Annotated in this window: 24 protein-coding genes and 1 tRNA gene; 12 read left to right on the top strand and 13 right to left on the bottom strand. The window is 71.9% G+C overall.

Going from position 1 to position 26,136, the window contains the following annotated elements; translation table 11 throughout:
• The first annotated feature begins 39 nt into the window (after window positions 1-39).
• From AC29IT_RS05705 to AC29IT_RS05695, 3 genes are all read left to right on the top strand, one after another.
• A tRNA-Lys gene (locus AC29IT_RS05705) sits at window positions 40-115 on the top strand.
• A gap of 582 nt (window positions 116-697) precedes the next feature.
• The gene (locus AC29IT_RS05700; protein WP_488218062.1) at window positions 698-1,669 is read left to right on the top strand and encodes a ferritin-like domain-containing protein; all 972 of its coding nucleotides are present in this window, start codon (window positions 698-700) and stop codon (window positions 1,667-1,669) included.
• Between the two features lie 181 nt (window positions 1,670-1,850).
• Entirely contained in the window at window positions 1,851-2,267 is a 417-nt protein-coding gene (locus AC29IT_RS05695) for a VOC family protein (protein WP_488218061.1), read from the top strand.
• A gap of 170 nt (window positions 2,268-2,437) precedes the next feature.
• Here AC29IT_RS05695 and AC29IT_RS05690 read toward each other — a convergent pair whose 3' ends face one another.
• Window positions 2,438-3,016 (bottom strand): TetR/AcrR family transcriptional regulator, encoded by a 579-nt coding sequence (locus AC29IT_RS05690; protein ID WP_488218060.1) that lies wholly within the window; start codon window positions 3,014-3,016, stop codon window positions 2,438-2,440.
• Between the two features lie 88 nt (window positions 3,017-3,104).
• On the opposite strand from AC29IT_RS05690, the gene AC29IT_RS05685 reads away from it, so the two are divergent.
• Complete coding sequence (locus tag AC29IT_RS05685) at window positions 3,105-3,563, top strand: nuclear transport factor 2 family protein (protein WP_358432266.1); 459 nt, start codon at window positions 3,105-3,107, stop codon at window positions 3,561-3,563.
• A 12-nt stretch (window positions 3,564-3,575) separates the two neighbouring features.
• On the opposite strand, the gene AC29IT_RS05680 is transcribed toward AC29IT_RS05685, so the two are convergent.
• Window positions 3,576-4,469, bottom strand: coding sequence for a PD-(D/E)XK nuclease domain-containing protein (locus AC29IT_RS05680; RefSeq protein WP_488218059.1), 894 nt, complete (start codon window positions 4,467-4,469; stop codon window positions 3,576-3,578).
• 123 nt (window positions 4,470-4,592) lie between these two features.
• Between AC29IT_RS05680 and AC29IT_RS05675 the strand changes: the two genes are divergently transcribed.
• Together AC29IT_RS05675 and AC29IT_RS05670 are read left to right on the top strand one after the other, a co-directional pair.
• Window positions 4,593-5,231, top strand: coding sequence for a TetR/AcrR family transcriptional regulator (locus AC29IT_RS05675; RefSeq protein WP_488218058.1), 639 nt, complete (start codon window positions 4,593-4,595; stop codon window positions 5,229-5,231).
• Window positions 5,232-5,258: 27 nt separating this feature from the next.
• Window positions 5,259-8,420, top strand: a complete 3,162-nt coding sequence (locus AC29IT_RS05670) for a bifunctional cytochrome P450/NADPH--P450 reductase (RefSeq protein WP_488218057.1) — start codon at window positions 5,259-5,261, stop codon at window positions 8,418-8,420.
• Window positions 8,421-8,678: 258 nt separating this feature from the next.
• Here the strand turns inward: AC29IT_RS05670 and AC29IT_RS05665 are convergent, their stop codons facing one another.
• The 3 genes from AC29IT_RS05665 to AC29IT_RS05655 form a co-directional block, all read right to left on the bottom strand.
• Window positions 8,679-9,392, bottom strand: coding sequence for a Crp/Fnr family transcriptional regulator (locus AC29IT_RS05665; RefSeq protein ID WP_488218056.1), 714 nt, complete (start codon window positions 9,390-9,392; stop codon window positions 8,679-8,681).
• Window positions 9,393-9,708: 316 nt separating this feature from the next.
• Window positions 9,709-10,518 (bottom strand): Rossmann-fold NAD(P)-binding domain-containing protein, encoded by an 810-nt coding sequence (locus AC29IT_RS05660; protein WP_488218055.1) that lies wholly within the window; start codon window positions 10,516-10,518, stop codon window positions 9,709-9,711.
• Window positions 10,515-10,955 (bottom strand): nuclear transport factor 2 family protein, encoded by a 441-nt coding sequence (locus tag AC29IT_RS05655; protein WP_358432278.1) that lies wholly within the window; start codon window positions 10,953-10,955, stop codon window positions 10,515-10,517. The genes AC29IT_RS05660 and AC29IT_RS05655 overlap by 4 nt, the downstream gene beginning before the upstream one ends.
• Window positions 10,956-11,081: 126 nt before the next feature.
• Between AC29IT_RS05655 and AC29IT_RS05650 the strand changes: the two genes are divergently transcribed.
• Both AC29IT_RS05650 and AC29IT_RS05645 read left to right on the top strand, forming a co-directional pair.
• The gene (locus AC29IT_RS05650; RefSeq protein WP_488218054.1) at window positions 11,082-11,909 is read left to right on the top strand and encodes a helix-turn-helix transcriptional regulator; all 828 of its coding nucleotides are present in this window, start codon (window positions 11,082-11,084) and stop codon (window positions 11,907-11,909) included.
• A 345-nt stretch (window positions 11,910-12,254) separates the two neighbouring features.
• Entirely contained in the window at window positions 12,255-12,896 is a 642-nt protein-coding gene (locus AC29IT_RS05645) for a hypothetical protein (RefSeq protein ID WP_358432282.1), read from the top strand.
• A 163-nt stretch (window positions 12,897-13,059) separates the two neighbouring features.
• On the opposite strand, the gene AC29IT_RS05640 is transcribed toward AC29IT_RS05645, so the two are convergent.
• A complete protein-coding gene (locus tag AC29IT_RS05640; RefSeq protein WP_488218053.1) occupies window positions 13,060-13,650 on the bottom strand; it encodes a TetR/AcrR family transcriptional regulator in 591 nt (196 codons plus the stop codon).
• Between the two features lie 56 nt (window positions 13,651-13,706).
• Between AC29IT_RS05640 and AC29IT_RS05635 the strand changes: the two genes are divergently transcribed.
• Complete coding sequence (locus tag AC29IT_RS05635) at window positions 13,707-14,864, top strand: DUF418 domain-containing protein (protein ID WP_488218052.1); 1,158 nt, start codon at window positions 13,707-13,709, stop codon at window positions 14,862-14,864.
• Here AC29IT_RS05635 and AC29IT_RS05630 read toward each other — a convergent pair.
• The gene (locus AC29IT_RS05630; protein WP_488218051.1) at window positions 14,852-15,481 is read right to left on the bottom strand and encodes a YigZ family protein; all 630 of its coding nucleotides are present in this window, start codon (window positions 15,479-15,481) and stop codon (window positions 14,852-14,854) included. The genes AC29IT_RS05635 and AC29IT_RS05630 overlap by 13 nt on opposite strands.
• A 184-nt stretch (window positions 15,482-15,665) precedes the next feature.
• Here AC29IT_RS05630 and AC29IT_RS05625 point away from each other — a divergent pair, with 184 nt between their 5' ends.
• Window positions 15,666-15,866, top strand: a complete 201-nt coding sequence (locus AC29IT_RS05625; protein WP_224958540.1) for a hypothetical protein — start codon at window positions 15,666-15,668, stop codon at window positions 15,864-15,866.
• A 52-nt stretch (window positions 15,867-15,918) separates the two neighbouring features.
• Here the strand turns inward: AC29IT_RS05625 and AC29IT_RS05620 are convergent, their stop codons facing one another.
• Window positions 15,919-17,040 (bottom strand): 5-methyltetrahydropteroyltriglutamate--homocysteine S-methyltransferase, encoded by a 1,122-nt coding sequence (locus AC29IT_RS05620; RefSeq protein ID WP_488218050.1) that lies wholly within the window; start codon window positions 17,038-17,040, stop codon window positions 15,919-15,921.
• A gap of 185 nt (window positions 17,041-17,225) precedes the next feature.
• On the opposite strand from AC29IT_RS05620, the gene AC29IT_RS05615 reads away from it, so the two are divergent.
• Window positions 17,226-18,356 (top strand): FAD-dependent monooxygenase, encoded by a 1,131-nt coding sequence (locus AC29IT_RS05615; protein WP_358432292.1) that lies wholly within the window; start codon window positions 17,226-17,228, stop codon window positions 18,354-18,356.
• 9 nt (window positions 18,357-18,365) lie between these two features.
• Here AC29IT_RS05615 and AC29IT_RS05610 read toward each other — a convergent pair whose 3' ends face one another.
• The 5 genes from AC29IT_RS05610 to AC29IT_RS05590 all read right to left on the bottom strand — a co-directional run bounded on the left by AC29IT_RS05610 (window position 18,366) and on the right by AC29IT_RS05590 (window position 24,374).
• Window positions 18,366-19,172: an arylamine N-acetyltransferase family protein gene (locus AC29IT_RS05610; RefSeq protein WP_488218049.1), complete on the bottom strand. Its 807-nt coding sequence runs from the start codon at window positions 19,170-19,172 to the stop codon at window positions 18,366-18,368.
• Between the two features lie 99 nt (window positions 19,173-19,271).
• Complete coding sequence (locus tag AC29IT_RS05605) at window positions 19,272-20,102, bottom strand: aldo/keto reductase (RefSeq protein WP_358432296.1); 831 nt, start codon at window positions 20,100-20,102, stop codon at window positions 19,272-19,274.
• Window positions 20,103-20,375: 273 nt separating this feature from the next.
• Window positions 20,376-21,587, bottom strand: coding sequence for an MFS transporter (locus AC29IT_RS05600; protein ID WP_358432298.1), 1,212 nt, complete (start codon window positions 21,585-21,587; stop codon window positions 20,376-20,378).
• Window positions 21,588-21,942: 355 nt separating this feature from the next.
• Window positions 21,943-23,658 (bottom strand): aa3-type cytochrome oxidase subunit I, encoded by a 1,716-nt coding sequence (gene ctaD, locus AC29IT_RS05595; protein WP_358432300.1) that lies wholly within the window; start codon window positions 23,656-23,658, stop codon window positions 21,943-21,945.
• Between the two features lie 149 nt (window positions 23,659-23,807).
• On the bottom strand, window positions 23,808-24,374 hold the full coding sequence (locus AC29IT_RS05590; RefSeq protein ID WP_488218048.1) for an SACE_7040 family transcriptional regulator: 567 nt from the start codon (window positions 24,372-24,374) through the stop codon (window positions 23,808-23,810).
• A gap of 101 nt (window positions 24,375-24,475) precedes the next feature.
• Here AC29IT_RS05590 and AC29IT_RS05585 point away from each other — a divergent pair, with 101 nt between their 5' ends.
• On the top strand, window positions 24,476-26,089 hold the full coding sequence (locus AC29IT_RS05585; RefSeq protein WP_488218047.1) for a carboxyl transferase domain-containing protein: 1,614 nt from the start codon (window positions 24,476-24,478) through the stop codon (window positions 26,087-26,089).
• Window positions 26,090-26,136 lie beyond the last annotated feature (47 nt).

Here is a 26,136-nt window from a genome sequence, read left to right as displayed (position 1 = left end):
ACCACACGAGATGACCACGCCCTTGTAGGCTGCCCCTGCGGGGCGTTAGCTCAACTGGCAGAGCAACGGACTTTTAATCCGTGGGTTCTGGGTTCGATCCCCAGGCGCCCCACCATCCCGCCTGGTCACAGGCTTGAGGAATCCCGCTGCCGAGCCGAGTTGCCGACTGATTGCCAACTTCGCCGGTGCGCCCGTCGGAGTCCACGAACGCTGGCGCGTCGTGCTGCCCGCGGCCGCCGAGGGGCGTGGATCTGGGCGGGCGCGGCGAGCAGGTGGCGGGCTGCGGCGAACAAGAGGTTCGGCTGACATTTCACCGCAGGCAGCCGGAGTCGCGCCGGTCGTGTGGTCTGACATCCGAATCGGCGAGCAGCTCGGGCAGGACGAGCCCGTGGGCGGTGAAGCGGGGGCTGCGCCCGGCCGGCCCACCGTGGAGCGCCCGAGCAGCCCGCGCCACCGGCCTGATCGACGAATGCGGCGACGAGCCGTCGAACGGGCAGCGACGGGTCGCCGGAACCTCCCGCGGAAGTCCCGCAACCGACGCGGCCCACCGGCACCTTCGGCCTCGCACGGCTAGATCTTCACGGTGGACCAAGCGGCCGCCTGATCGGCGACGAACCTCGGACGTCCGTCGAGATGACCATTCGGGTGGTGACCAGGTGATCACGGTCGAAACCGCCGGAGTGGGGGAAGGAACCACGTGTTCGGTCGGAACCAAGTCGTGAAAATGATCAACCGGAGCGCGGAGGGGCAGACTGATCGCCGCCGCTTCCTGCGCAGTGCCGGGTTGGGCGGTCTGGGTGTGATCGGCGCGGCGACCATGTCGTCCACGGCATTCGCGCCGGTCGCTGCTGCCGCGGAGGCGCCGAGCGATGGAGCGATCCTGAACTTCGCTCTCAACCTGGAGTACCTCGAAGCGCAGTTCTACTCGTATGCGGTGACCGGCGCGGGAATTCCGGACAAGCTCACTGGCGGCACGGGTGCCCGCGGTGGCGTCACCGGAGGTCGTTCCGTGCGGTTCGAGAGCAAGATGGTCCGCCAGTACGCACAGGAGATCGCGTCGGACGAGCGCGCTCACGTGGAATTCCTGCGCAGTGCCCTCGGGTCGGCCGCGGTGGCGCAACCGGAGATCGACCTGCAGAACAGCTTCACCGCCGCGGCGCAGGCCGCCGGTCTCGTACGGCGCGGGGAGGCTTTCGACCCGTTCGCCAACGAGGACAACTTCCTGCTGGCTGCTTACCTGTTCGAAGACGTCGGGGTGAGCGCGTACAAGGGTGCAGCGCCGCTGGTGTCGAACAAGACCTACCTGGAGGCGGCCGCCGGCATTCTCGCTGCCGAGGCTTATCACGCGGCGAACATCCGCAGTGCGCTGTACTCGAAGGACACCGGCTTGCTCGGGACGGGTCTGCTCGGCCGCGACCTCAAGGAGGCTTCGGTCAAGCTCTCCGATGCGCGGGACTCCCTGGACGGCGCCGACGACCTCGATCAGGGCGTCGTGGACGAGAACGGGAAGGCGAACATCGTGCCCACCGATCAGTTCGGCGTCACCTACAGCCGCAGCGCCGGGCAAGTCCTCAACATCGTGTACCTCACCGCTCAAGAGGCGACCTCGGGTGGATTCTTCCCACGCGGGGTCAACGGTGAGATCAACACCAGCGCGGCCAGCGGCTGAGCGGAATTCCGAGCGTCCGGTCCGATGTCGATCATCGGGCCGGACGACCAGTCGGTCAGGGCGGCCGGCGTCGGGTGGTTCGCCGGGCCGATCTCCAACGTTCCGCAGCCGGTGTCCCGGAGGGTCCTGGAACGGACGGACGGTCGTCGGCCGTCGTTATGCTGCGGGAATGGAGCAGCGGGTGAGTCTGGTCACGCTCGGCGTGGATGATCTGGCGCGGGCGAAGGCGTTCTACGAGCGGCTCGGCTGGCGCGGGCAGGAGCTCAGCGAAACCGTGTTCTTCCAGACCGGGGGCAGCGCGTTCGTGCTGTGGGGGCGGGAGGAGCTCGCGCGGGACTGCGGGCTGCCGGTGGATCGCGGGTTCGGCGGTGTCTGCCTCGCGCACAACGCCCGGTCCGCGGCCGAGGTCGACGAGATCGTCGCGGCGGCCGAGGCGGCGGGCGCGGTGGTGACCAGGCGCCCGGCGGAGACGTTCTACGGCGGCTACGCGGGCGTGTTCACCGACCCGGACGGGCATCCGTGGGAGATCGCGCACAACCCGGGCTTCCCGCTCGCCGCCGACGGTTCCCTCACCGTTCCGGACCTCGGCGCCCAGTAGCCGAGTGCTTCCGCAGCACCGCGGGCGGCGGGCGGAAGAGCCGGCGCCCTACCGCGAGCACCAGCGGCAGCGGCCGGTGATCGTAGGTGCGCAGTGCAGCTGCGGGCGCGCCCGCTCAAGCCGTCGGACCGTACCCGGTGATCGGGCGCGGTGGGCGGTGTTCCGGGGGATCAGCGGTGGGCGAGGAGGGCTTCGGCCGCTGCCCGGGCGTGGCGGGCCGGGGCGGGGGTGCCGGTGATCGCGGCGGTGGTGATGGCGCCCTCTACGAGGACGTTGAGCTGCTCGGCCAACGCCTCCCGCTCGGATGCCTTCCGGTCGGTTCGCGGCTCGTCGGTGTCGGTGAGCAGCGTGGTGAGGTAGCGCTGCACCTCGGCCTTGTGGTCGCGGACCGCGGCGGCGACGGCGGGACTGGTGGCGCCGAGCTCACCGAAGGAGTTCAGGAACGCGCAGCCGTGGAAACCCGGTTCGGAGAACCACTCGTGCAGCCAGTCGAAGACGGCGAGCACCTGCTCGGCGCCTCGGGCGCGGGTGGTGACGGAGCGGGCCAAGGAGTCGCGCCACCGCTCGTCGCGGCGCCGCAGGTAGCCGACGACGAGCTGCTCCTTCGAGGGGAAGCACTGGTAGAGGCGCTTGAGCGAGACGCCGGAGGCGGCGCGGATCTCGTCCATGCCGACGGCCTGCACGCCGCGCGCGTAGAACAGCTCCTCGGCGGCGTCGAGCAGCCGGGTGGTGGCGGTGCGCTGGTCCATCGGTCTGCTCCCTGGCGTGGAGAACGTGCGTTCTCTAGGTTAGCAGCGCGGAGAACGCACGTTCTCCGACGCGCGAGAGGAGAGCACCATGACCGGACGTCCCCCGTACCCGCCGTTCGGCGCCGACACCGCGGCGCAGAAGGTCCAGGCCGCCGAGGACGCGTGGAACACCACCGATCCGGAGGCGGTCGCGCTCGCCTACACCGCGGACTCGGTGTGGCGGAACCGGGACCGGTTCGTCACCGGCCGCGCGGAGATCGTCGAGTTCCTGCGGGAGAAGTGGCGCCGCGAGCTGGACTACGCGCTGCGCAAGGAGCTGTGGGCGTTCACCGCGGACCGCATCGCGGTGCGGTTCCAGTACGAGTGCCGGGACGCGGACGGCCGCTGGTGGCGCTCGTACGGCAACGAGCTGTGGGAGTTCGCGCCGGACGGGCTGATGCGCCGCCGCGAGGCCAGCATCAACGACCTCGCGATCGACGAGTCGCAGCGGCGGATCTTCGGTCCCCGCCCGGCCGAGCAGCGCGGGGTGCCGTTCCCGCTGCGGTGATCGCGGTGGTCGTCATCCTTGCGCGATGACGGCTCGGACCAACAGCTCCGGGTCGTCGTCCGCGATGTCCTGCTCGAACCCGGCCGGGTTGTCGACGTGCCGGTCGCGGTCGAGCACGACGAACAGCAGCGCGGCCACGCCGGGTTGCCGCCGGTAGCCGAAGAGGTCGTCGACGAGCTGGTGGCGGAGTTCCCTGGCGCCGAGCGAAGGACGGGTCATCTTGACCTCGACCACGACCCGCTCCCGGCGCAGCAGGAAGTCCATCCGGTAGGAGCCGCCTGCTCGCCGCGGCGTCGTCTCCTCCGGTTCCACGTCGTCGAAGTGCAGCCGCAGCAGGGCGTGCACGACGCGCTGGAGGTCGTACTCGTCGTCGACTGGCAGGCCCTGCCGCTGCCGATGCTCCCGGCCGAGGATGTTCAGCGCGGCGGGCAGCCTGCGGAAGATCTCGACCAGCCGTCCGGTGGTGCGTTCGACGTCGGGATCGATGCCGATCCTGCCCTGCGCTTCCAGCAGCACCCGGCGCTGCTCGCGCAGCGGCTCCTCGAAGCTCGGCCGCAGCGCGTACTGCCACCGGCCGTGGCTCCGGAGGAATCGGGGGGCGGAGTCGTAGGCGGCCCACGGGCGGCGGGGTTCGGCGAGGAACCGGTCGATCTTCGGCGCGAGCAGCGGCCGCTGGGACTCGTACTGCCCGGTGAACCGGTGGCGGAGGTCGTCCGGGAGCGCGGCGAGCGCTTGCGAGTACCAGACCGGGTAGCGGTCCTGGAGCGCTCGCACCGCGGTGGTCGCGCTGCTCTCGTCCGCGCCTTGTGCCGTGCGGCCCAGGTCGAGCAGGTCATCGACCTCCTCCAGCAGCGCGGCGATCCGCCCGGTCGTCCCCGGTCGGCTCACCCTGCGGTGAACATCCATGATCGGAGCGTAGCGGCGGATCGGTGGCGCGCGGTCCGCGGCACTCGTGGTCCGTACATGTACAGTGGTTCGTACATGTACGAAACCGGTCGTCGGGCCGGTCGGCACGGGAGGTGCGACGTGGTGACCAAGACCGCGCGCGAGCGGGTCCGCGGCGAAACGCGGCAGGAGATCCTCGCCGCCGCCGAGCAGCTCATCCGGGACGAGGGCCTCCCCGGGTTCACCATGCGCAAGCTCGCCGGCCGCCTCGGCTGCGCGCCGATGTCGCTGTACTCGTACTTCGCGGACAAGCAGGCGATCCTGCGCGCGCTCGCCACCCACGGCTTCGCGCGCGTCGCCGCCGACCTCGCCGAGGCGGGCGGGCAGGGCGGCATCGACGGGCTCCGCGAGCTGATGCTCGCGTTCGTGCGCTACGCGCAGGACGACCCGGTGCACTACCGGGCGCTGTTCATGAGCGGCAGCCCGGCGGACAAGGCCGGCCGCCCGGACGAGGCCGACTGCCAGGGCGAGGCCGACTGCTCGGACGCGGTGAACCCGGCGTACCGGCTCGTCGCCGAGCGCGTCGCGGGCTGCCTCGAACAGGGCGTGCTCACCGGGGACGTGCTCGCGATCAGCACCGTGCTGTGGACGACCGCGCACGGCGCCGCCTCGGTGCTCGTCACGTTCGGTCACCGGCCCGCCGACTCGCCCGAGGCCTACGCGGCCGCCGTCGTCGACAACGCGCTCGCCGGACTGCAAGCCCGGCCCCGCACCCGGCTCTGAACCCACCCGCTCCCGCAGGAGATGCCGATGACCACCACCCAGGACCTCGTCCCGATCCCGCAACCCAAGCCGAAGCCGCTCGTGGGCAACCTGCCCGAGCTGGACGCGGAGAAGGGCGTGCTGCGCTTCGTGGAGATGGCCGCCGAGCACGGCCCGATCTTCCGGCTCCGGCTACCCGGCCGGAACGTGATCATCGTGCAGTCCCAGGAGCTCGTCGACGAGCTCTGCGACGAGGAGCGGTTCGACAAGTCCCTCAGCGCCGCCCTGGTCAACGTCCGCGACTTCGCGGGCGACGGGCTGTTCACCTCGTGGACCGAGGAACCGAACTGGCAGTCCGCGCACCGCATCCTGATGCCCGCATTCGGCCCCGCCGCCCTGCGCACCATGTTCGACGGCATGGCCGACATCGCCGAGCAGCTGCTGCTCAAGTGGGAGCGCCAGGGCCCGGAGCACCGCATCGACATCGCCGACGACACCACCCGGCTCACCCTCGACACGATCGCGCTGTGCTCGTTCAGCCACCGCTTCAACAGCTTCTACGCGGAGCGGCTCAACCCGTTCGTCGAAGCCATGGTGCGCGGACTCGTCGAAGCCGGGGCGCGGCCGCGGCGGCTGCCCGGCCAGGAACTGCTGATGCGCGGTACCCGCAAGCAGTACGCCGCCGACGTCGAGCTGATGCACCAGGTCGCCGACGAGCTCATCGCCGACCGCAGGCGCAACCCGCTGCCGGAGGGGCAGCACGACATCCTCGACACGATGCTCACCGCGGCCGACCCGAAGACCGGGCGGCGGCTGCCGGACGAGAACGTGCGCCACCAGCTGGTCACCTTCCTCATCGCCGGGCACGAGACCACCAGCGGGCTGCTCACCTTCACCCTGCACGAACTGCTGCGCCACCCCGACGTGCTGGCCACCGCGCGATCCGAAGTGGACCGGGTGCTGGGCGACGAGGTGCCGCGGTTCGAGCACCTGAGCAAGCTCGGCTACCTCGACCAGATCTTCAAGGAATCGCTGCGGCTGTGGCCGACCGCGCCCGCGTTCGGGGTGTCGCCGCGCGCCGACGGCACCGTGCTGGGCGGCCGCTACGAGGTGAACCGGGACGACGACCTGCTCGTCGTGGTGCCCGGGCTGCACCGGGACCCGGCGGTGTGGGGCGCGGACGCGGAGACCTTCGACCCGGACCGGTTCACCTTCGACCGGGCGGAGGCGCTGCCGCCGAACGCGTGGAAGCCGTTCGGGAACGGGCAGCGCTCCTGCATCGGCCGCGGCTTCGCGTTGCAGGAGGCGACGCTGTTCCTGGCGATGCTGCTGCAGCGCTTCGACGTCACCGCCGCCGACCCCGACTACCGGCTCAAGATCAAGCAGACGTTGACGATCAAGCCCGAGGGCCTGTTCATGCACGTCCACCGGCGGGACCGCCGGATCGTGCGCGGTGGCACCCCGGCCGAGCGGTCCGCGCCCGAGGCGGGGGTGCGGGCCGAACCGAACGGCGTGCCGGTGCGGGTGTTCTACGGCTCCAACTCGGGAACCGCGCAGGCCTTCGCGCAGCGCATCGCGAACGACGCCACCGCGCGCGGCTGCACCGGCGAGCTCGCCGAACTCGACGCCGCGGCGGGCGACCTGGGGCCGGACGGCGTCGCCGTCATCGTCACCTCCTCCTACGAGGGGCAGCCGCCGGACAACGCGCGCGAATTCGTGCGCTGGCTGCGCGATCAGCCCGACGGTTCGCTCGACGGGGTGCGGTACGCGGTGTTCGGCTGCGGCAACACCGACTGGGCCCGCACCTACCAGGCCGTTCCGTCCGAAGTGGACGAACACCTCGCCAGGGCGGGCGCGAAGCGGCTGCTGCCGCGCGGGCGGGCCGACGCGCGCGGCGACTTCTTCGGCGACTTCGACGACTGGTACGGCGAGTTCTGGGGACCGGTCGCCGCCGAGTTCGGGCTCGACGACGCGGTCCCCGCCGCCGGGCCGCGGCTCACCGCCGAACACGTCGGAGCCGTCCGCGACCCCATCGTGCGGGCCAACGACCTGAGCTGGGGGACCGTCGTCGCGAACCGGCTGCTCAGCTCCCCGGACGTCGGTGCCAAGCACCACGTGGAGATCGCGCTGCCCGAGGGCGCCCGGTACCGCGCCGGGGACTACCTCGCGGTGCTGCCGGTGAACCCGCCCGCCGTGGTGGCGCGGGCGCTCAGCCGCTTCGAACTCGCCCACGACGACCAGGTGGTGCTGCGCGGGGAGGGCACGTTCCTGCCCACCGGCGCCCACGTCGCCGCCGGTGAACTGCTCGGCAGCTACGTCGAGCTCGGCAGGCCCGCCACCCGCAAGCAGCTGGCGGAGCTCGCCGAGGCGACGCCCTGCCCGCCCGACGCCCAGGCGTTGCGCGCGCTGGCCGCCGACCCGGAGGTGCACGCCGAACAGGTGCTGCGGCCCGGGGTGACCGTGCTGGAACTGCTGGAGCGCTACCCCGCCTGCGGGCTCGACTTCGGCGCCTTCCTGGGGCTGCTGAGCCCGCTGACGCCTCGGCAGTACTCGATCTCCAGCTCACCGCGGTGGAACCCGGAGCGCGCCACGCTCACCGTCGCCGTGCTCAACGAGCCCGCCCGGTCCGGTGCCGGCCGGTACGAGGGCGCCGCGTCGAACCACCTCGCGCAGGCGCTGCCCGGCTCGAAGGTCGCCGTCAGCGTGCGCCCGTCGAACGTGGCGTTCCACCCGCCGGAGCTCGACGTGCCGCTGGTGCTGGTGTGCGCGGGCAGCGGCATCGCCCCGTTCCGCGGATTCCTGCAGGACCGCGCGCTGGCCGCGGCCGAGCAGGGCGTGCGGCCCGCGCCCGCGCTGCTGTTCTTCGGCTGCCACGGCCCGGAATCCGACCTGCTGTACCGGGACGAACTGGCCGAGTGGGCGGCGGCCGGCGTGGTCGACGTGCGGCCCGCGTACTCGGCGGAGCCGGAGGGCGAGGTCCGCTACGTGCAGGACCGGCTGTGGGCGGACCGGGCCGAGGTGGCCGAACTCGTCGAACGCGGCGCGACCGTGTTCGTGTGCGGCGACGGGCAGCGGATGGCGCCCGCGGTGCACCGCACCTGCGCCCGGATCTACGCGGAGGTCACCGGTGCGGACGAGCAGCGGGCCGCGGAGTGGATGACCGAGATGGAGCGGGACCGGGCCCGGTACGTCGCCGACGTCTTCGCGTGAATGGAGGGTGCGTTGCCCGAGCCGACCCCGATGCGACTCGGGCAACGCGTGCCACCGCGGCCCCGTTCTCGCGGCGACGCATTTCCAGCCGTGCCGCGCGGTGTTCCCGTGCGCCCCTTCGCCCCCTCGACGATGAGGTGCGCGGGAGGAGGTCGTCACTGCCCTGTTCGGACCTTTTCCCCGATGGTTCGAGCACCCGCGGTCACTGGTGAAGACACTGCCGTGTGAAGGCCGAAAAGAACACGCACAACTGCGGGTTCAGTTGGAATAATCGGCGATTTTTCGGAGTTCGGTGAGATCGGTGACGATGATCCGCCGGTAGCGCCGTTCGATGACGCCCTCCTCGGCGAGATCGCGCAGCGCTTTCTGCACCGTCCGCAGCCGCACCCCCGCCAGCGTGGCCAGCTCGTCGTGCGTCAGCGGCGGCCCGATGCGCCAGCCGCCCTCCGGGTCCTGCTCGCCGTAGGTGTCGACCGCCTCCACCAGCAGCCGCGGCACCCGCTGCGTCGCCGACAGGTTCGCGTTGTCGATCCGGCGGCGGTTCGCCCACCGCAGCCGGGAGTTGACCATGAGCACCATCGCGATCGCCGCGTCCGAGTGCTCGTGCAGGAACCGGCGGAAGTCCGCCGACTTGATCAGCCGGGTGCGGGCGTGCGAACCCGCGATTACCGTCGCCGACCTGGACCGGCGCTCCAGCGCCGCCATCTCCCCGACCAGGTCGCCGCCGAAGCGGATGCCCAGCAGCGTGCTGCCGCCGGTCTCGGACAACGCCTGGACCTTCGCCGATCCGCTCAGCAGCAGCACCACGTGCGTGCTGTCGTCGCCCTGCCGCAGGATCTTCTGCTCCGCCTCGAAGATCACTTCCGAGCCGAGGGCGAGCAGGGACTGCCGGGTCCCCGGGTGCAGCCGGGCGAGCAGGCTGAACTCCGTCCATCGTGGCTGTGGTGGATCAGTGATGACCGCTCCTCCCAACGGGGCGCGAGGTGCGATGACCTTTTCGGCCGAACCCGAATTCGGCCGACCTGCGGTGCATCGACGGGCGCCGGTCCCCGTTCATTCTGGAACCGGTGAACGGGAGCGGTCACCGCTGACCGGGTGACCGGTGTTCGGCCCCGTTCCCCGCGCGGGTTCTCGATTCAGCGGGGATCCTCACCAATCCCGTCGTGGAATTGGGCTGATCCGCGCAATGCTCACCCGTTCGCAGCAATGGAAGGTTCTTTTTTGGAATATGCAAAAGGTGTTCTGGGAAACGGGCGGACCCGGCGGAGGACCGGAACCGCCCGCCGGATCAACCCAGTTCGCCGGAATGCGCGGCGGCGAATTCCCGCAACGACCGCGGAGCCCGCCCGGTGAGCTCCGCGACCGCCCCGGTCACCAGGTCCTCCTCCCCGTTCCGGATACCGCGGTCCACCCCGGCCAGGGACGTCGCGAACGGCTCCGGGATGCCGCCCGCGCGGAACACCTCGGCGCGCTCGGCCGTGCGCATCGTCCGGTGCCGGATCGGGCGGCCGGTGACCTCGGCGAGCACCTCGGCGACCTCCCCGTAGGACAACGCCTCGGGACCGGTCAGCAGGTGCTCGCCGGACACCGCCGGATCGGTGAGCGCCCGCGCGGCCACCGCGGAGACGTCCGCGGCGTCGATCCAGCCCAGCCTGCCGTTCCCGGCGGCGCTGACCAGCTCGTCCCGCTCCCGCAGCCCCACCGCCAGCGGGTGGTCGCCGAGCAGGTTCTGCATGAAGCCCGAGGGGCGCAGCACCACCGGCTCCGGCATCGACCGCACCGCCGCCACCAGCTCGGCCACCCCCGGCGCACCCGGCAGCACGATCAGCGAACCCAGCAGCACCACCCGCCGGACCCCGGCGGCCCGCGCCGCGTCGAAGAACGGGGCCGCGAACCGCATCGGCTCCAGCTCGGCCAGCGGCGGCACCAGGTACACCGCCCGCACCCCGTCCAGCGCGGGCGCGAACGTGCTCGGCTCGGTCCAGTCGAAGCGCACCTGGCCGGGACCGGGGTTCCGCGAGGCCACCGCCGCCTCCGGAAGCAACCGGGACAGCGGGCGGCCGGTGGTGCCCGTCCCGCCGAGCAGCAGCGTGCTCATTCCGCCACCTCCAGCGCCGCGACCAGCGCGGGCAGCTCACCGGCGGCCTTCGCCGCCAGCACCGGGCTCCAGTAGTCCCGGTAGTGGGTGATCAGCCCGTCCACCACGGTCAGCACCGCGATGTAGGGCATGACGTACGGCTCGCCGGTGCGCACCGTGCGGCCGTGCGCCGTGAACTCGGCGATCACCCGCCGCGGATCGGTCGTCCGGTGCAGCTCGTAGGCGGGGAAGCCGGTGATGTCGACGCGGTCCGGGTAGTCCGCCAGGTACGCGCGCATCCCCTCGCGCCCGTCGACGCGGGCGGGGGTGCCGTGCGCGAACGGGGCCTCGAAGACCACGTCCGGCGCGAGCAGGTCGATCGCGCCCGCCATGTCCTTGGCGAGCAGCAGCGCGGTGAACCGGTCGATCACGTCGGCCGGTGAGTTCGGGGTGGACACGGGTCCCTCCTTCGTCCGGGGTCTCGCCGTCCACGGTCGGCCGGTCCGCGCGCCGCGGGCACGTCCGGCCGAACCCCGGACCGCCGATCCGTGGATGCGGGGTGCGGGCCGTGCCAGGCTGGTGGCGTGGGCAAACGAGACCTCGGTGCATTCCTGCGCAGCCGCCGCGAGGCGCGCTCGCCCGTCGCGGCCGGGCTGCCCGCCGGAGTGCGGCGGCGCACCCCCGGGCTGCGGCGCGAGGAGGTCGCGGCGCTGGCCGGGGTGTCGGCGAACTACTACGAGCGGCTGGAGCAGGCCCGCGGCCCGCACCCGTCCCCGCAGGTGCTGGCCGCGCTGGCGGAGGCCCTCGGGCTCTCCGGCGCCGAGCGGGAGCACCTCGGGCGGCTGGCCGGGCACGCCCCCGCGAGCCCCGAACCGGGTGCGGAGGTGCCCGCCGAGGTGCGCCGGCTGCTGGACCGGCTCGGCCCGGTGCCCGCGTACGTGCTGAACGCCCGGCACGACGTGCTCGCCTGGAACCCGCCCGCGGCGGCGCTGCTGGTGGACTTCGCGGCGCTGCCGCCGGGGGAGCGCAACGTGCTCCGGCTGTCGATGCGCGGCGGGCCGCTGCGGTGCGAGCCGGCCGGGGACGGGTTCACCCGGCACGTCGCCTCCGAGCTGCGGCAGGCCGTCGCCCGCTATCCCGCGGACCGACGGCTGGCCGACCTGGTGCGCGAGTTCGCCGCGCACGATCCGGAGTTCGCCGCGCACTGGCGGGAGCAGGAGCTGGGCACCGCGACCGCGGTGCCGAAGCGGATCCGGCATCCGCGGCTGGGGCTCATCGACCTGGAACTTCAGGAGCTGCGGGTGCCCGGGCACGACCACCGGGTGGTGCTGCTGACCGCGGAACCGGGCACGGCGTCGGCCGCGAAGCTGGAGTCCCTGGCGTCCGCGCCCCGGTTGCGGGCGGTCCGCTGATCCGTCCCGGGAACGCCGCCGCCGGATGACCGATCCGCCCGGCGCGGCGGATCCCCGCGTCCGCCTGGCGACCGGCCTATCCGCCTGGCGAGGCGGATCCCCGTGTCCGCCTGGCGAAGTGAACCCCCGCGTCCGCCTGGTGAGGCGAACCCGGGTCGGCCGGACCGGCAGGCCCGCGCGGGCGCGCGTGCGCGCGGACCACACTGCCGCCCCGGCGCCGCGCCCCCCGCCCCCCGTCAGGCCGAACGAACGCGGCACGCCGCGCCGCCACCGCCCCGGCACTCCCGTGGGTGATCATGGGATCGGTGCGCCGGACCCGGCGCGGGGTGAGCGGGGAGAGGCGCGATGGCGGAGATCGACACCGGCACGACCGGGAGCACCGGTTTCGACGGCCCGGCACCCGCGTCCCGCGCGGACCTGGTGGCGCGGGTGCTCACCGAGGTGTGCTCGCCCGCGGTGATCGTGCTGCTGCTGCCGATCGCGGTGGCCTGGCAGGCGACGCACGCGCCGGGAGCGGCGCTGGGCTGGGGCGTGTTCGTCGCGCTGACCAGCAGCGTGCTGCCGATGGCCGGGATCATCGCCGGTTCCCGCGCCGGTTGGTGGGACGGGCACCACGTGCGCGACCGGGAAGGACGGCTGATCCCGTTCGTGCTGCTGATCTCGTTGAGCTCGCTGGGGCTCGGCGTGCTGGTGCTGGCCGGGGCGCCGCGGCTGGTGGTGGCGCTGGACGTGGCGATGCTGGCCGCGCTGCTGGTGATCGGGCTGATCACGGTGTGGTGGAAGGTGTCGGTGCACACGGCGGTCGCGGCGGGGGCGGTGGCGATGCTGGCGGTGGTGTACTCGGCGTGGTGGCTGCTGCTGTGGGGGCTCGCGGCGGCCGTCGGCTGGTCCCGGGTGCGGTTGGGCGATCACTCGCCCGCGCAGGTGGTGGTCGGTGCCGTCGTCGGCGTGCTGGCCGGATCCGCCGGTTACCTGCTCGTCGCCTGATCCGGACCGGCTTGATCCGGACCGGCCTGATCCGGACCGGCCTGATCCGGACCGGCGTGATCCGGACCGGCGTGATCCGGACCGGCTTGATCCGGACCGGCCTGATCCGGACCGGCGTGATCCGGACCGGCCGAGGTGGGCGGCCGGTTCGCCGGCCGCGGGTTCACCTGGTGAAGAGCCGGTCCAGCGCGTGGTCGACCAGTTCGACCGCCGCTTCCGGGGTGTGGTGGCCGAGCAGCAGGCCGACGGAGAGCCCGTCCGGGACGGCGAGCAGGATGCGCGCTTCGGTGGACGGGTCCAGTTCGGCGGCGAGCTCGCCCGCGTCCTGGGCGGTCCGCAGCAGGTCGGTGATCCACTGCTCCAGCTGCGGCCACCAGCGCCGGTACACCGCGGCGAGCTCCGGTTCGGCGAGCGCGCGCAGGAAGAACGACACGGACACCAGGTATTCCTCCCGGCTCTCGGGGGAGAGCGCGAGCATTTCGAGCAGCACGGTCCGCACGACGGCGCGCGGCGCATCGGTGGAGCCGAGCCGGTCGCGGATGCGGGCGGCGGCGCGGTCGTTCACGTGCGCGACGGCGTGGTGCAGCATCTGTTCCTTGCTGCGGAAGTAGTGCTGCACCGAGCCCATCGAGATGCCCGCTTCGGCGGCGACGTCGCGGAGGTTGACGGCTTCCACGCCGCCCCTGCCCGCGAGCCGCAGCAGCGCTTCGGCGATCTGCCTGCGGCGTTGTTCGTGGTCCACCTGCTTGGGCACCGCAACACCTCTTCTTCATGCAACTGCATTGCCAACGGTTCGCACCGCTGTTTACCATGCAACTGCATGATAACGAGTGGCACGTCCTGGGGGACAGCATGACGATCACCAGCCCCGCGCCCGCGGGCAACCGGATGGCGGCGCTCGACGTCGTGCGCGGCGTCGCCATCCTCGGCACCTTCGGCGCCAACGTCTGGATCTTCACCGACCCCGCCGGACCCACCGGGCTGCTCGGCGCCGACGGGACCGCGGGGTCGCTGCTGCTGTTCCTCGCCAACGGGAAGTTCCTGGCCCTGCTCACGCTGATGTTCGGCGTCGGTCTCGAACTCCAGCACCGCTCCGCGCTGCGCCGCGGCGCGTCCTGGCCCGGCCGGTACCCGGTGCGGGCGGCGCTGCTGTTCGCCGAAGGGCTGCTGCACTACCTGCTGATCTTCGAGTTCGACGTGCTGATGAGCTACGCCGTGACCTCGCTGCTCGTCGCCCACCTGATCGGCCGCGGCGATCGGGCGGTGCGCTGGTGGATCGCCGGGTGCGGCGCGGTGCACCTGCTGCTCATGGCGCTGGGCACCGCCGCGCTGCTGAGCTCGCGCGCCCCGATCGCGGGCGCCGGCACCGACCTGTTCAGCCACGGCGGCTACCTGGCGCAGGTCGCCGCCCGGATCGACGGGTTCGCCGCCTACCGGCTCGAAGCGCTGTTCATCATCCCGATGTCGGTCGCCATGTTCCTGATCGGCTCGCGGCTGCGGCGGGCGGGCGCGTTCGAGCGCGGGCCGGACGGGCAGCGGTTGCGGAACCGGTTCGCGCTGGTCGGGCTGGGGATCGCGCTGCCGCTGAACCTGCTCACCACGCTCGCCGGGCAGCAGTGGTTCCTCGTCGACCGGTACGTGCTGCCGCCGTTCGTGGCGCTCGGCCTGCTCGGGTCGATCACCTCGCTCGTGCTGCGCGGCGGCGAGCCGGGGCCGGTGCGGCGCGGGCTCGGTTCCGTCGGGCGCACCGCGCTGTCCTGCTACGTGCTGCAGAACCTGCTGGCGGCGATCCTGTGCTACGGCTGGGGATTCGGCCTCGCGGTGCGGTTCGAGCCGCTGCGGCCGTGGTGGGTCGTGCTGCTGTGGGCGGTGATCTGCGGACTGCTGCTGTGGCTCTCCGGGTGGTGGCTGCGCAGGTTCGAGCGCGGCCCGCTCGAACTCGTGATGCACCGGTTCTACGGGCGCTGAACGGGAACTTCGGCGTGCACCAGCTCGCCGAGGTCGGGTTCGGCGGCGCCACCGGTGGCTTCGGCGAGCCAGCGCCCGAAGTCCTCGACGTCGTCCGCGGGCACCTGCACCACGAACCGGACCCGCTCCGAGTAGTCCACATCGGACACCGAGAACCCGTGCGAGCGCAGGTCGTTCTCCAGCTTCCCCGCCACCAGGTAGTCCACCGTGGTGGACACCAGCCGCATCGGCCGCAGCTCCGCCAGCCCCACCTGCTCCAGCGCCGCCGACACCGCGCCGCCGTACGCCCGCACCAGCCCGCCAGCGCCGAGCAGCGTTCCGCCGAAGTACCGCGACACGACCGCCACCACCCGGGTGATCTCGTTGTGCCGCAGCACTTCCAGCATCGGCACCCCGGCCGTGCCCGCGGGTTCGCCGTCGTCGCTGGAGCGCTGGGTGCGGCCGTCCACGTCCAGCACGTAGGCGGAGCAGTGGTGCCGGGCGTCGTGGTGCAGCTTGCGGCGCTGCGCGACGAACTCCCGCGCTCGCTCTTCGGAATCGGCGCGGGACAGCGCGCACAGGAACCGGGACCGCTTGATCTCCAGCTCGAATTCCCCTGATCGCCGGATTGTGCGCACCCGCGCCCCTTCCCGTTCGCAACGCTTCTACCTGCGGTTATCGTGACGTCAATCACTGAACAAGATCGTTCCGCCCGTTTCCGGGGCCGTTCCGGAGGTCGATACCGCAGGTCACGGTATTCATGCGCACGTCACTCGGACGCGGTTTTCCGTTCCGCGGCCACGGCACGTAACGTCGACCCCCATGGAGCAGTCATCGAGTCCGCTGGAGCCTGGCACCCGGGTGCGTGCCTCGTTCGGCCGGTTCCGCGATCAGGTCGGCACGGTGGTGGAGACCGCCTCGGGGCTTCCCGAGGTCTTCGACGGCCCAGTGCTGTGGGTCCGGTTCGACGGGAACGAGGAGCCGGGCCTGGTCGCGGGCCGCTTCCTCGAAGCCGCCGCCTGATCCCGGGCGCGCGGGCGGCGGAACCGCGGTCCCGCCGCCGCACGCCGGAACGTCAGCCCCACACCTCCTGGGCGGTGCGCACGACCAGGCTGAGCTTGGCCACCTGCTCGTCGTAGCCGAGGGCGTTGCCCTCCTGGGTGGAGGCGAAACCGCACTGCGGGGACAGGCACAGCTGGTCCAGGTCGATGTACCGGGACGCCTCGTCGATGCGCCGCTTCAGGTCGTCGGCGGACTCCAGCTCACCGCGCTTGGTCGTCACCAGCCCGAGCACCACGTGCTTGCCCTTCGGCACGAAGCGCAGCGGCGCGAAGCCGCCGGAGCGCTCGTCGTCGAACTCCAGGAAGAACCCGTCCACGTCGAGCTCGTTGAACAACGCCTCGGCGACGAAGTCGTAGCCGCCCTCCGCCACCCACGAGGACCGGTAGTTGCCCCGGCACAGGTGGGTGGTCACCGACATCGATCCGGGGCGGGACCCGATCGACGCGTTGATCATCTCGATGGTGCGCTCGTGCTCGTGCTCGGCGTCCTCGCCCCGTTCCCGCAGCTTCGCGCGCTGCTGCGGGTCGTTCAGGTACGCCAGGCTGGTGTCGTCGAGCTGCAGGTAGTGGCAGCCGAGCCCGGCGAGCGCGTGCACCTCGGCCCGGTAGGCGGCGGCGAGGTCGGCGCGGAACTCGGCGAGGTCCGGGTACACCTCCCGGTCGATCGAGGCCCGGCCCGCGCGGTACTGCACCATGCCGGGCGAGGGGATGGTGAGCTTCGGCGTGGCGGTGCGGGCGCGGTCGGCCAGCGCGGTGAACGCGTCCGCGAAGATCGTGTGGTCCAGCGCGATCTTCTCGCCGATCCGCATCTCCGGGGTGGCGAACTCGACGTCGCCGTCGGCGTTGTGGAACCGCACCGTCAGCTCGGAGTCGTCGACCCGGTCGATGCCGCGCAGCTGGTACAGGAAGTCCATGTGCCAGGAGCCGCGGCGGAACTCGCCGTCGGTGGCGCTGGAGAGGCCGATCTCCTCCTGCATGGCCACCACGTCGGTGATGGCCTCGTCTTCGACGCGGCGCAGCTCGTCGGAGCCGATGCGGCCCGCCGCGAACTCGTCGCGGGCGGCCAGCAGGTGGGGTGGGCGGAGCAGGCTGCCGACGTGGTCGGCGCGGAACGGTGGTGCGACGCGAGGACTCATGCTCCCGCAACCTACTTCCCCCGCGGACGGGGTGGCGGGGTCCGGTTGCCGCCCAGTGGATTAACCTCCGGCATTACTCCGTTCGAGAGATGTTCATCACTGTATGTGAGGACCGACAACTCGGATTTGTAGGACTGTTGGCTAAAATCGGCGAGCCAGCCAGCTTCGCAGGACGGATGGATACGATGCGCGTTCTCGTCATCGGAGCCGGGATCGGTGGCCTCGCCGTGGCCAAAGGTCTCCTCGACGGCGGTCACGACGTTGCGGTCTTCGAGCATGCGGACGCGCTGCGCGACGGCGGAGCGGCGGTCACGGTGTGGAGCAACGGGACGGCCGCGCTGGGCCAGCTCGGCGTCACCCTGGAGGACGTGGGGCGCCCGCTGCACAGCCTGAAGTCCATCACCGACTCGGGCCGGCTGCTCTGGGAAGCGGACCTGGCCGACGTCACGGAGCGCCTCGGCTCCCCGACCATCGAAACCCCGCGCCGCCTGCTCACCGGCAAGATCGCCGCCGCCCTGCCCGAGCACGTCCTGCACTTCGGCCGCCGCTGCATCGCCGTCACCGAGACCGCCGACCGCGTCGTCGTGGACTTCGACGACGGCACCAGCGCCGAGGGCGACCTGGTGATCGGCGCCGACGGCCAGCGTTCCGTGGTGCGCCGCGAGCTCCTCGGCGGCGGGCCTGCGCGGCACACCGGCTGGGCCAGCTGGCAGGGCCTCACCCGCAGCGACGTCCCGGTGGCGCACGGGCACCAGACCGTGAACATCGCCGGCCGCGTCGCGCACTGCGGGTTCATCCCCGCGGGCGGCGGCCTGCTGCACTGGTGGTTCGACCTGCCGTGGCGGCAGGGCGACGAGTCGCTGTCGCTGCGCGACCTGCGCCGCATGTTCACCGGCTGGCCGGACCCGGTGGGGCCGCTGCTCGCCGAGGTCGGTCCGGACGACCTGGGCTTCTTCCCGCACATCCGGCACGTCGTCCCGCGGGTGTGGGGCGGGCCGCGCAGCACGCTGCTCGGCGACGCCGTGCACGCGATGCCGCCCGCGGTCGCGCAGGCGGCGAACCAGACCCTCGAGGACGCCTGGCTGCTGTCGCACCGGCTCGCGGACGTCACGGGCGAACCCGGGCCCGCGCTGCGCGCCTACGAGCAGGAGCGGCGCTCCCGGGTGCTGAAGGTGTCGCGCACCGCGGCGTTCACCTCGGCGCAGCGCAGCACGCCGCTGCAGCGCGTCGGCAGGCTGCCGAAGTGGATCGCCACCCGCAGCCAGGTCGCGTCCCTGCGCTCCGGCAGCACGGTCCTGCGACCCGTCCCGGCCTGACCCCGGGGCTCACCGCCGGCGCTGGTGCTCGACCAGGTCGGCCAGCGCGTCGGGCGGCGGTTCGACGTCCAGGTCGGCGAGGACCGCGCCCAGCTCCTCCGGTGCGACCCGCGTGGTCTCCCGGGAACCGTCCGCGCGTTCCACCACCAGTTCGTCCCCGACCAGGCGGCGCAGCACGCCCTCGCCCAGCCGCATCACCACGAGCCGCCCGGTGAACGGGGAGTTCGGGTGCGTCGAGGTGTAGTGGTGCGCGACCTCGAAGTCCACCGGCCGCCGGACCCGCTCGTCGGCCGCGTGCAGCGGCGTCCAGCCGTCCGCGGAGCGCTTCTCCAGGACCCACGGCTCCCCGTCGCGGCGCAGCCGGTGCTCCCACCCCGCCTGGTCCACGACCACCCCGTCCCGCAGCGGCATCGGGGTGCGGATCCAGGCCCCGAACCCCACGTCGGCCTGGAAGTCCTGCCCGTCGGCCCGGACCGTCAGCAGCAGGTGGGTCTCCGAGCCGGTCGGCTCGTGCGGCCGCACCCGGGCGAGCCGCCGCCGGACCGGGTAGCCGAGCCGCTCCAGCACGGCCGCGAACAGCAGCGCGTGCTCGAAGCAGTAGCCGCCGCGCCGCCGGTGGACCAGCTTGTCGACGATGACGTCGAGCCCGATCCCCGGGTGCGGTCCGCGCAGCACGTCGATGTTCTCGAACGGGATCGCGCGCACGTGCGCCTCGTGCAGTTCCCGCAGCGCCGCCGCCGAGGGCGCCCGCCGCGGCAGGCCGACCCGGTGCAGGTACGCGTCGACGGAGCCGTCGTCCTGGGGTGTCGTGGTCACGGCAGCGATCCTCGTCCTTCGAGTGCGCTCCAGGTCAACCGGCCGCGGACGCGCGGAAGCCCGCCCGACGCCTGGTCGGACGGGCTTCCGGAGGCCGGATCAGGCGCCGAGGACGTCCGGGTCCGGGCCGACGCGGGTGCCGGTGTGCAGGCCCGCGATGACCGCCAGGTCGTCGTCGGCGAGCTCGAAGTCGAACACCTCGATGTTGCTCCGGATGCGCGACGGCGTCGCCGACTTCGGGATCACCACGTTGCCCAGCTGGACGTGCCAGCGCAGCACGATCTGCGCCGGGCTCTTGCCGTACTTCTCCGCCAGCGAACCCAGCGTCGGGTCGTCCAGCAGGCCCTTGCCCTGGCCGAGCGGGCTCCACGCCTCGGTGAGGATGCCGTGCTCGCTGTGGAACGCGCGCAGGTCGCCCTGCTGGAGGTTCGGGTGCAGCTCGATCTGGTTCAGCGCGGGCACCACGTCGGTCTCCTCGAACAGGCGACGCAGGTGCGGGATCTGGAAGTTGGACACGCCGATGGCCTTGGCGCGGCCCTCGTTGTACAGCTTCTCGAACGCCCGCCAGGTGTCGACGTACTTGTCCTGCCCGGCCGCGGGCCAGTGGATCAGGTACAGGTCGACGTAGTCGAGGCCGAGCTTGGTGATGCTGTCGTCGAACGCCTTGAGCGTGCTGTCGTAGCCCTGCTGGTCGTTCCACAGCTTGGTGGTGACGAACAGGTCCTCGCGCCGCACACCCGAGTCGGCGATGGCCTTGCCGACGCCTTCCTCGTTGCCGTAGGCGGCCGCGGTGTCGATGCTGCGGTACCCGGCCTCGATCGCGGTGGCCACCGGTTCGATCACTTCGTCCGGCGGTACCTGGAAGACGCCGAACCCGAGCTGCGGAATCTCCGCGCCGGTGTTGAGCGTGAGGTTCGGAACCTGGGTCATCTACTCGTTCCTCCGAAAGGGTCGAACGTTGCCGGGTGCGACCCGCTACCCAGCGGATCACCCACTCGGTGCAACCCGCTGATCCGGTCGCGGATTCCCGGCCCAGGGCGTCCTCCATCACAGCACGCGGCACCGCGGGAAGCCATCCGTCGACCAGCGCTTTCCGCCCCGCCGCAGCACAGCCGCCGCACCTGCCCCCGCCGCACCGGGAACGGCCCCGGACGTGCGAAGGGCCGGCCACCGCGTGGGTGACCGGCCCTCGTCGTCGAGCCGTCAGCGGGCCGGGACCTCCGCGGCCTGCTCGACCTCGGCGCGGTGCGAGGCCACGACCTCGCCGGAGCGCGGGCTGCGGTCCAGCCAGCCGGACAGCAGCGCGAAGCCGAGCCCGACCAGCGCCAGGATCGCCCCGACCCAGCTGGGCGCGGTGAGCCCGAAGCCGCCCGCGATGACCAGGCCACCGAGGTAGGCGCCGAGCGAGTTGGCGATGTTGAACGTGGACTGGATGCTCGCCGACCCCAGCGCCGGGGCCTCCTTCGCCTTGTCCAGGATGCGCGCCTGGATGCTCGGGATGGCGGCGAACCCGGCCAGCCCGACCGCGAACACGTTGATCGCGGTCAGCACCATGCTGTGCGAGGTCACCAGGAACGTCGTCAGCGTCACCGCCAGCAGCGCCAGGAAGACGTACAGCGTCTTCATCGGCGCCCGGTCCGCGAGCCGGCCGCCGATGATGGTGCCCGCGGTCATGCCCACGCCGAACAGCGCGAGCAGCGCCGTCGCCATCGTGGGGCTGAAGCCGGTGACGTCGGTGAGCAGCGGCTTGATGTAGCTGTAGAAGGAGAACGTGGCGGCGAAGCCGAACACGACCACGGCGAACGCCAGCCACACCTGCGGCCGCTTGAAGGCGACGAGCTCGCCGCGCAGGCTCACGTCGGTCGGCTTCGGCTGCTGCGGGACGAGCAGGGCGACGGCGATCAGCGCGATGACGCCGATGGCGGCGACGACGGCGAAGGTGAACCGCCACCCGAGCGACTGCCCGAGCAGGGTGCCCAGCGGCACGCCGACGATGTTGGCGACGGTGAGCCCGATGAACATCATCGAGATGGCCTGGGCCCGCTTGTCCCGCGCGACGAGGCCGGCGGCGACGACGGCGCCGACTCCGAAGAAGGTGCCGTGCGGCAGGCCCGCGATGAACCGGGCGGCCAGCAGCGTCCCGTGGGTGGGGGCGAACGCGGAGGCCAGGTTCCCGACGACGAACAGGCCCATCATGCTGATCAGCATCGTCTTGCGCCGCACCCGCATGCCGCCCGCGGTGAGCAGCGGCGCGCCGACGACGACGCCCAGGGCGTACAGGGAGATGTAGCCGCTGGCGTCGGGCAGCGACACGTGCAGGTTGGAGGCCACTTCGGGCAGCAGCCCCATCATCACGAACTCGGTGGTTCCAATGCCGAAAGCTGCGATGGCCAGGGCCAACAGGGCAATGGGCAAGGAGGTCTCCTGAATCGAAAGTTCCGGACCGGGTCAGCGCCCCGAACCCGCCTGCCGAGGACGTCGAGGGTCCCCGCTGCTTTCGGCGGTCGTCGGTGTTCGGAGCTCTTTCTCAGGAAGACCGGCTGTCGCTGGCGGCTCCCCGGACGCGTTCAACACTAAGCCCCGGGGACCGTGTTCCCGGCGGGACTATGAAGCGGACCACTGCCGCGCGGGCCGGTTTCCACTCGTTCGGTTCAGCGTGAACGCGCCACGGGGAAGATCGCCACCCGCGGTGGTGGCGTTACGCGGTTGAAACGATTTGTGCGAGGTCAGCAGAGTGCGGCGGCTCGGCTGTGCAGTCCGCCCAACGAGCTCAGTCGTCCTCAATGGACCGGTTGGGCGGCGGCCCGCCGACGTACGCCTCGGCTTCCAGCCGGTCCAGCATGTGCGGGTAGTGCAGTTCGAACGCGGGCCGGGGCGAGCGGATGCGCGGCAGCTCGGTGAAGTTGTGCCGCGGCGGTGGGCAGGACGTCGCCCACTCCAGCGAGTTGCCGTGCCCCCACGGGTCGTCCACGTTCGCCACCGTCCCGTGCCGGTAGCTGGTGAACACGTTCCACAGGAACGGCAGCATCGAGGCGCCCAGGATGAACGACCCCACCGTGGAGGCCACGTTCATCCCGGTGAACCCGTCGGTCGCCAGGTAGTCGGCGTAGCGCCGCGGCATGCCGGCCCCGCCGAGCCAGTGCTGCACCAGGAACGTGGTGTGGAAGCCGATGAACGTCAGCCAGAAGTGCAGCTTCCCGAGCCGCTCGTCCATCATCCGCCCGGTCATCTTCGGGAACCAGAAGTACATCCCGCCGAACACCGCGAACACGATGGTCCCGAACAGCACGTAGTGGAAGTGCGCCACCACGAAGTACGTGTCGTGCACGTGGAAGTCCAGCGGCGGCGCCGCCAGCAGCACCCCGGTCAGCCCGCCGAGCAGGAACGTCGCCAGGAACCCGAGCGAGAACAGCATCGGCGTCTCGAAGGTCAGCTGCCCCTTCCACAACGTCCCGATCCAGTTGAAGAACTTCACCCCGGTGGGCACCGCGATCAGGAACGTGGTGAACGAGAAGAACGGCAGCAGCACCGCTCCGGTCGCGAACATGTGGTGCGCCCACACCACCACCGACAGCCCGCCGATGAGCAGCGTCGCGAGCACCAGCCCGATGTAGCCGAACAGGGGTTTCCGGCTGAACACCGGGAAGATCTCGGTGACGATGCCGAAGAACGGCAGCGCCACGATGTAGACCTCCGGATGCCCGAAGAACCAGAACAGGTGCTGGTAGGCGATGGCCCCGCCGGTGGCCGGGTCGAACACGTGCGCCCCGAAGTGCCGGTCCGCCAGCAGCCCGAACAGCGCGGCGGTGAGCACCGGGAACGCCATCAGGATCAGCAGGCTGGTCACCAGGATGTTCCAGGTGAAGATCGGCATCCGCCACAGCGTCATGCCGGGCGCCCGCATGCACACCGTCGTGGTGATCATGTTGACCCCGCCGAGGATGGTGCCCAGCCCGCTGACCAGCAGCCCCGTGATCCACAGGTCCCCGCCGAGGCCCGCGCTGTAGGTGGACCGGGACAGCGGCGCGTACGCCGTCCACCCGAAGTCGGCGGCGCCACCCGGCAGCAGCAGCCCGCTGAGCACCATCAGCCCGCCGAACAGGAACAACCAGTAGGAGAACGCGTTCAGCCGCGGGAACGCCACGTCCGGCGCGCCGATCTGCAGCGGCAGGATGATGTTGGAGAAGCCGAACACGATCGGGGTCGCGAACAGCAGCAGCATGATCGTGCCGTGCATGGTGAACAGCTGGTTGTACTGCTCCTGGGAGAGGAACTGCAGCCCGGGCTGGGCCAGTTCGCCGCGGATGAGCAGCGCCATCGCGCCGCCGATCAGGAAGAACGCGAACGCGGTCGCCAGGTACAGCTTGCCGATCGCCTTCGGGTCGGTGGTCCGCGCCCAGTCGGCGAACTTCGAGCTGGTGGGCGTGCGCGGAGGGCCCACAGGGCGCGCCGGGATCGGTGCCGGCCGTGCGGGCGAAGTGGCCATGCGGGTGTCCTCCGGGGGCGCCGCGGGCCGCTGCCGGGCCGGGCGGCCCGGGCCGGAACCCGTCCGGCGCGACCTCGGCGTTCAGTGTTGGCGCTGGTCGGAGGCCCTGCAATCCGGTGCGGTCCTCCGGACGGATGACGCGGAGACGGTCAGCTCAAGGCGGCGATGGCCATGCGGTGCAGCAGTTCCGCCATGGCGGCGGTGCCCAGGTGCGTGCTGTACGGCGTGGAGTTGATCAGCCCGAGCACCGCGTGCACCGAGGCCCGTGCGGTCGCCCGGTCGAGTTCCGGCCGGGTCCGCCGCAGCACGTCCACCCACACCTCGACGTAGCCGCGCTGCGCCTCGCGCACCCGGTTCCGCTCCTCGGCGGCGAGGCTGTCCAGGTCCCGCAGGTGCACGGTGATCAGCGCGGGGTTGGTGAGCGCGAACTCGACGTGCCTGCGCACCAGCTCGTCCAGCGCGAGCCGCGGGTCGGCGGTGGCGCTCGCGCGGCTGCGCCCGGCGTCGAGCAGCCGGTCGCTGATGCCGGTGAGCATCTCGGCGAGCATCGCGTCCTTGCCGCGGAAGTGCCGGTACAGCGCGGGCCCGGAGATGCCGACGGCGCGTCCGATGTCGTCCATGCCGACGCCGTGGAAGCCGTAGCGGGCGAACAGCTCGGCCGCCGCGTCGAGCAGCTGCGCGCGGCGGTTCGGGCGTTCGGTGGCCGGTCCGGTCATCGGAGCAGATACTAGACGCCGAAGTTAGCCGCCGTTAACATCGGCGTTGGTTAACGATGACTAACTCGCGGTCGACGCAGTCCGGAGCAGGAGGAACGCCGGTGGATGCCCCCGTCCTGACCAGCGCGCTCGACCCCGCGGCCGAGCGCCCCGCGCGGTTCGCCGCCGAGCACGCCGCGCTCGTCGCCGACCTCGACGCCCACCTCGCCGAAGCCCGCCTCGGCGGTCCGGAGAAGTCGCGGCGCAGGCACGTCGAACGCGGCAAGCTGCTGCCCAGGGACCGGGTGGACGCGCTGCTCGACCGCGGCTCCCCGTTCCTGGAGCTCTCCCCGCTGGCCGCCCACGAGCTCTACGACGGCGACGCCCCGTCCGCCGGGATCATCACCGGCATCGGCCGCGTCGCGGGCCGCGAATGCGTGATCGTCGCCAACGACGCCACCGTCAAGGGCGGCACCTACTACCCGATGACGGTGAAGAAGCACCTGCGCGCCCAGGAGGTGGCGCTGCACAACGAGCTGCCCTGCCTGTACCTGGTGGACTCCGGCGGCGCGTTCCTGCCCATGCAGGACGAGGTGTTCCCGGACCGCGAGCACTTCGGCCGGATCTTCTACAACCAGGCCACCATGTCCGCCCGCGGCATCCCGCAGATCGCCGCCGTGCTCGGCTCCTGCACCGCGGGCGGCGCCTACGTCCCGGCGATGAGCGACGAAGCGGTGATCGTGCGCGAGCAGGGCACCATCTTCCTCGGCGGCCCGCCGCTGGTGAAGGCCGCGACCGGCGCCGAGGTCACCGCGGAGGAGCTCGGCGGCGGCGACCTGCACTCCCGCACCTCCGGCGTCACCGACCACCTCGCCGAGGACGACGCGGACGCGTTGCGCATCGTGCGCTCCATCGTCGACACCCTCGGCCCGCGCGCACCGCGGCCCTGGGACGTGCGGCCCGTCGAGGAACCGCTGGTGTCCCCGGACGACCTCTACGCGGCCGTGCCCACCGACAGCCGCACCCCCTACGACGTGCACGAGGTCATCGCCCGCATCGTCGACGGCAGCCGGTTCCAGGAGTTCAAGCGGGACTACGGCACCACGCTGGTCACCGGCTTCGCCCGGTTGCACGGGCATCCGGTGGGGATCGTCGCGAACAACGGCATCCTGTTCGGTGAATCCGCGCTCAAGGGCGCGCACTTCGTGGAGCTGTGCGACAAGCGCTCCATCCCGCTGGTGTTCCTGCAGAACATCTCCGGGTTCATGGTCGGCCAGGAGTACGAGGCGAGCGGCATCGCCAAGCACGGCGCCAAGATGGTCACCGCCGTCGCCTGCGCGCGCGTCCCCAAGTTCACCGTGGTCATCGGCGGCTCATTCGGCGCGGGCAACTACTCGATGTGCGGGCGGGCGTACTCGCCGCGGTTCCTGTGGATGTGGCCGAACGCGCGGATCTCGGTGATGGGCGGCGAGCAGGCCGCCTCGGTGCTGGCCACGGTCCGCCGCGACCAGTTCGACGCGCGCGGCGAGGAGTGGTCCGCCGACGCCGAGGACGAGTTCAAGCAGCCGATCCGCGACCAGTACGAGGCGCAGGGCCACCCGTACTACTCCACGGCCCGGTTGTGGGACGACGGCGTGATCGACCCGAAGCAGACCCGGTCCGTGCTGGGCCTGGCGCTGTCGGCGGCGGCGAACGCGCCGCTGGAAGCGGTCGGCTACGGCGTCTTCCGGATGTGACGGATTCCAGCGGATTCCAGCGGATTCCCGACGGAGCCCGGCGGAGT

This window comes from Saccharopolyspora sp. MMCC62 (assembly GCF_057736575.1).
This window is presented reverse-complemented; position numbering and strand designations above follow the sequence as displayed.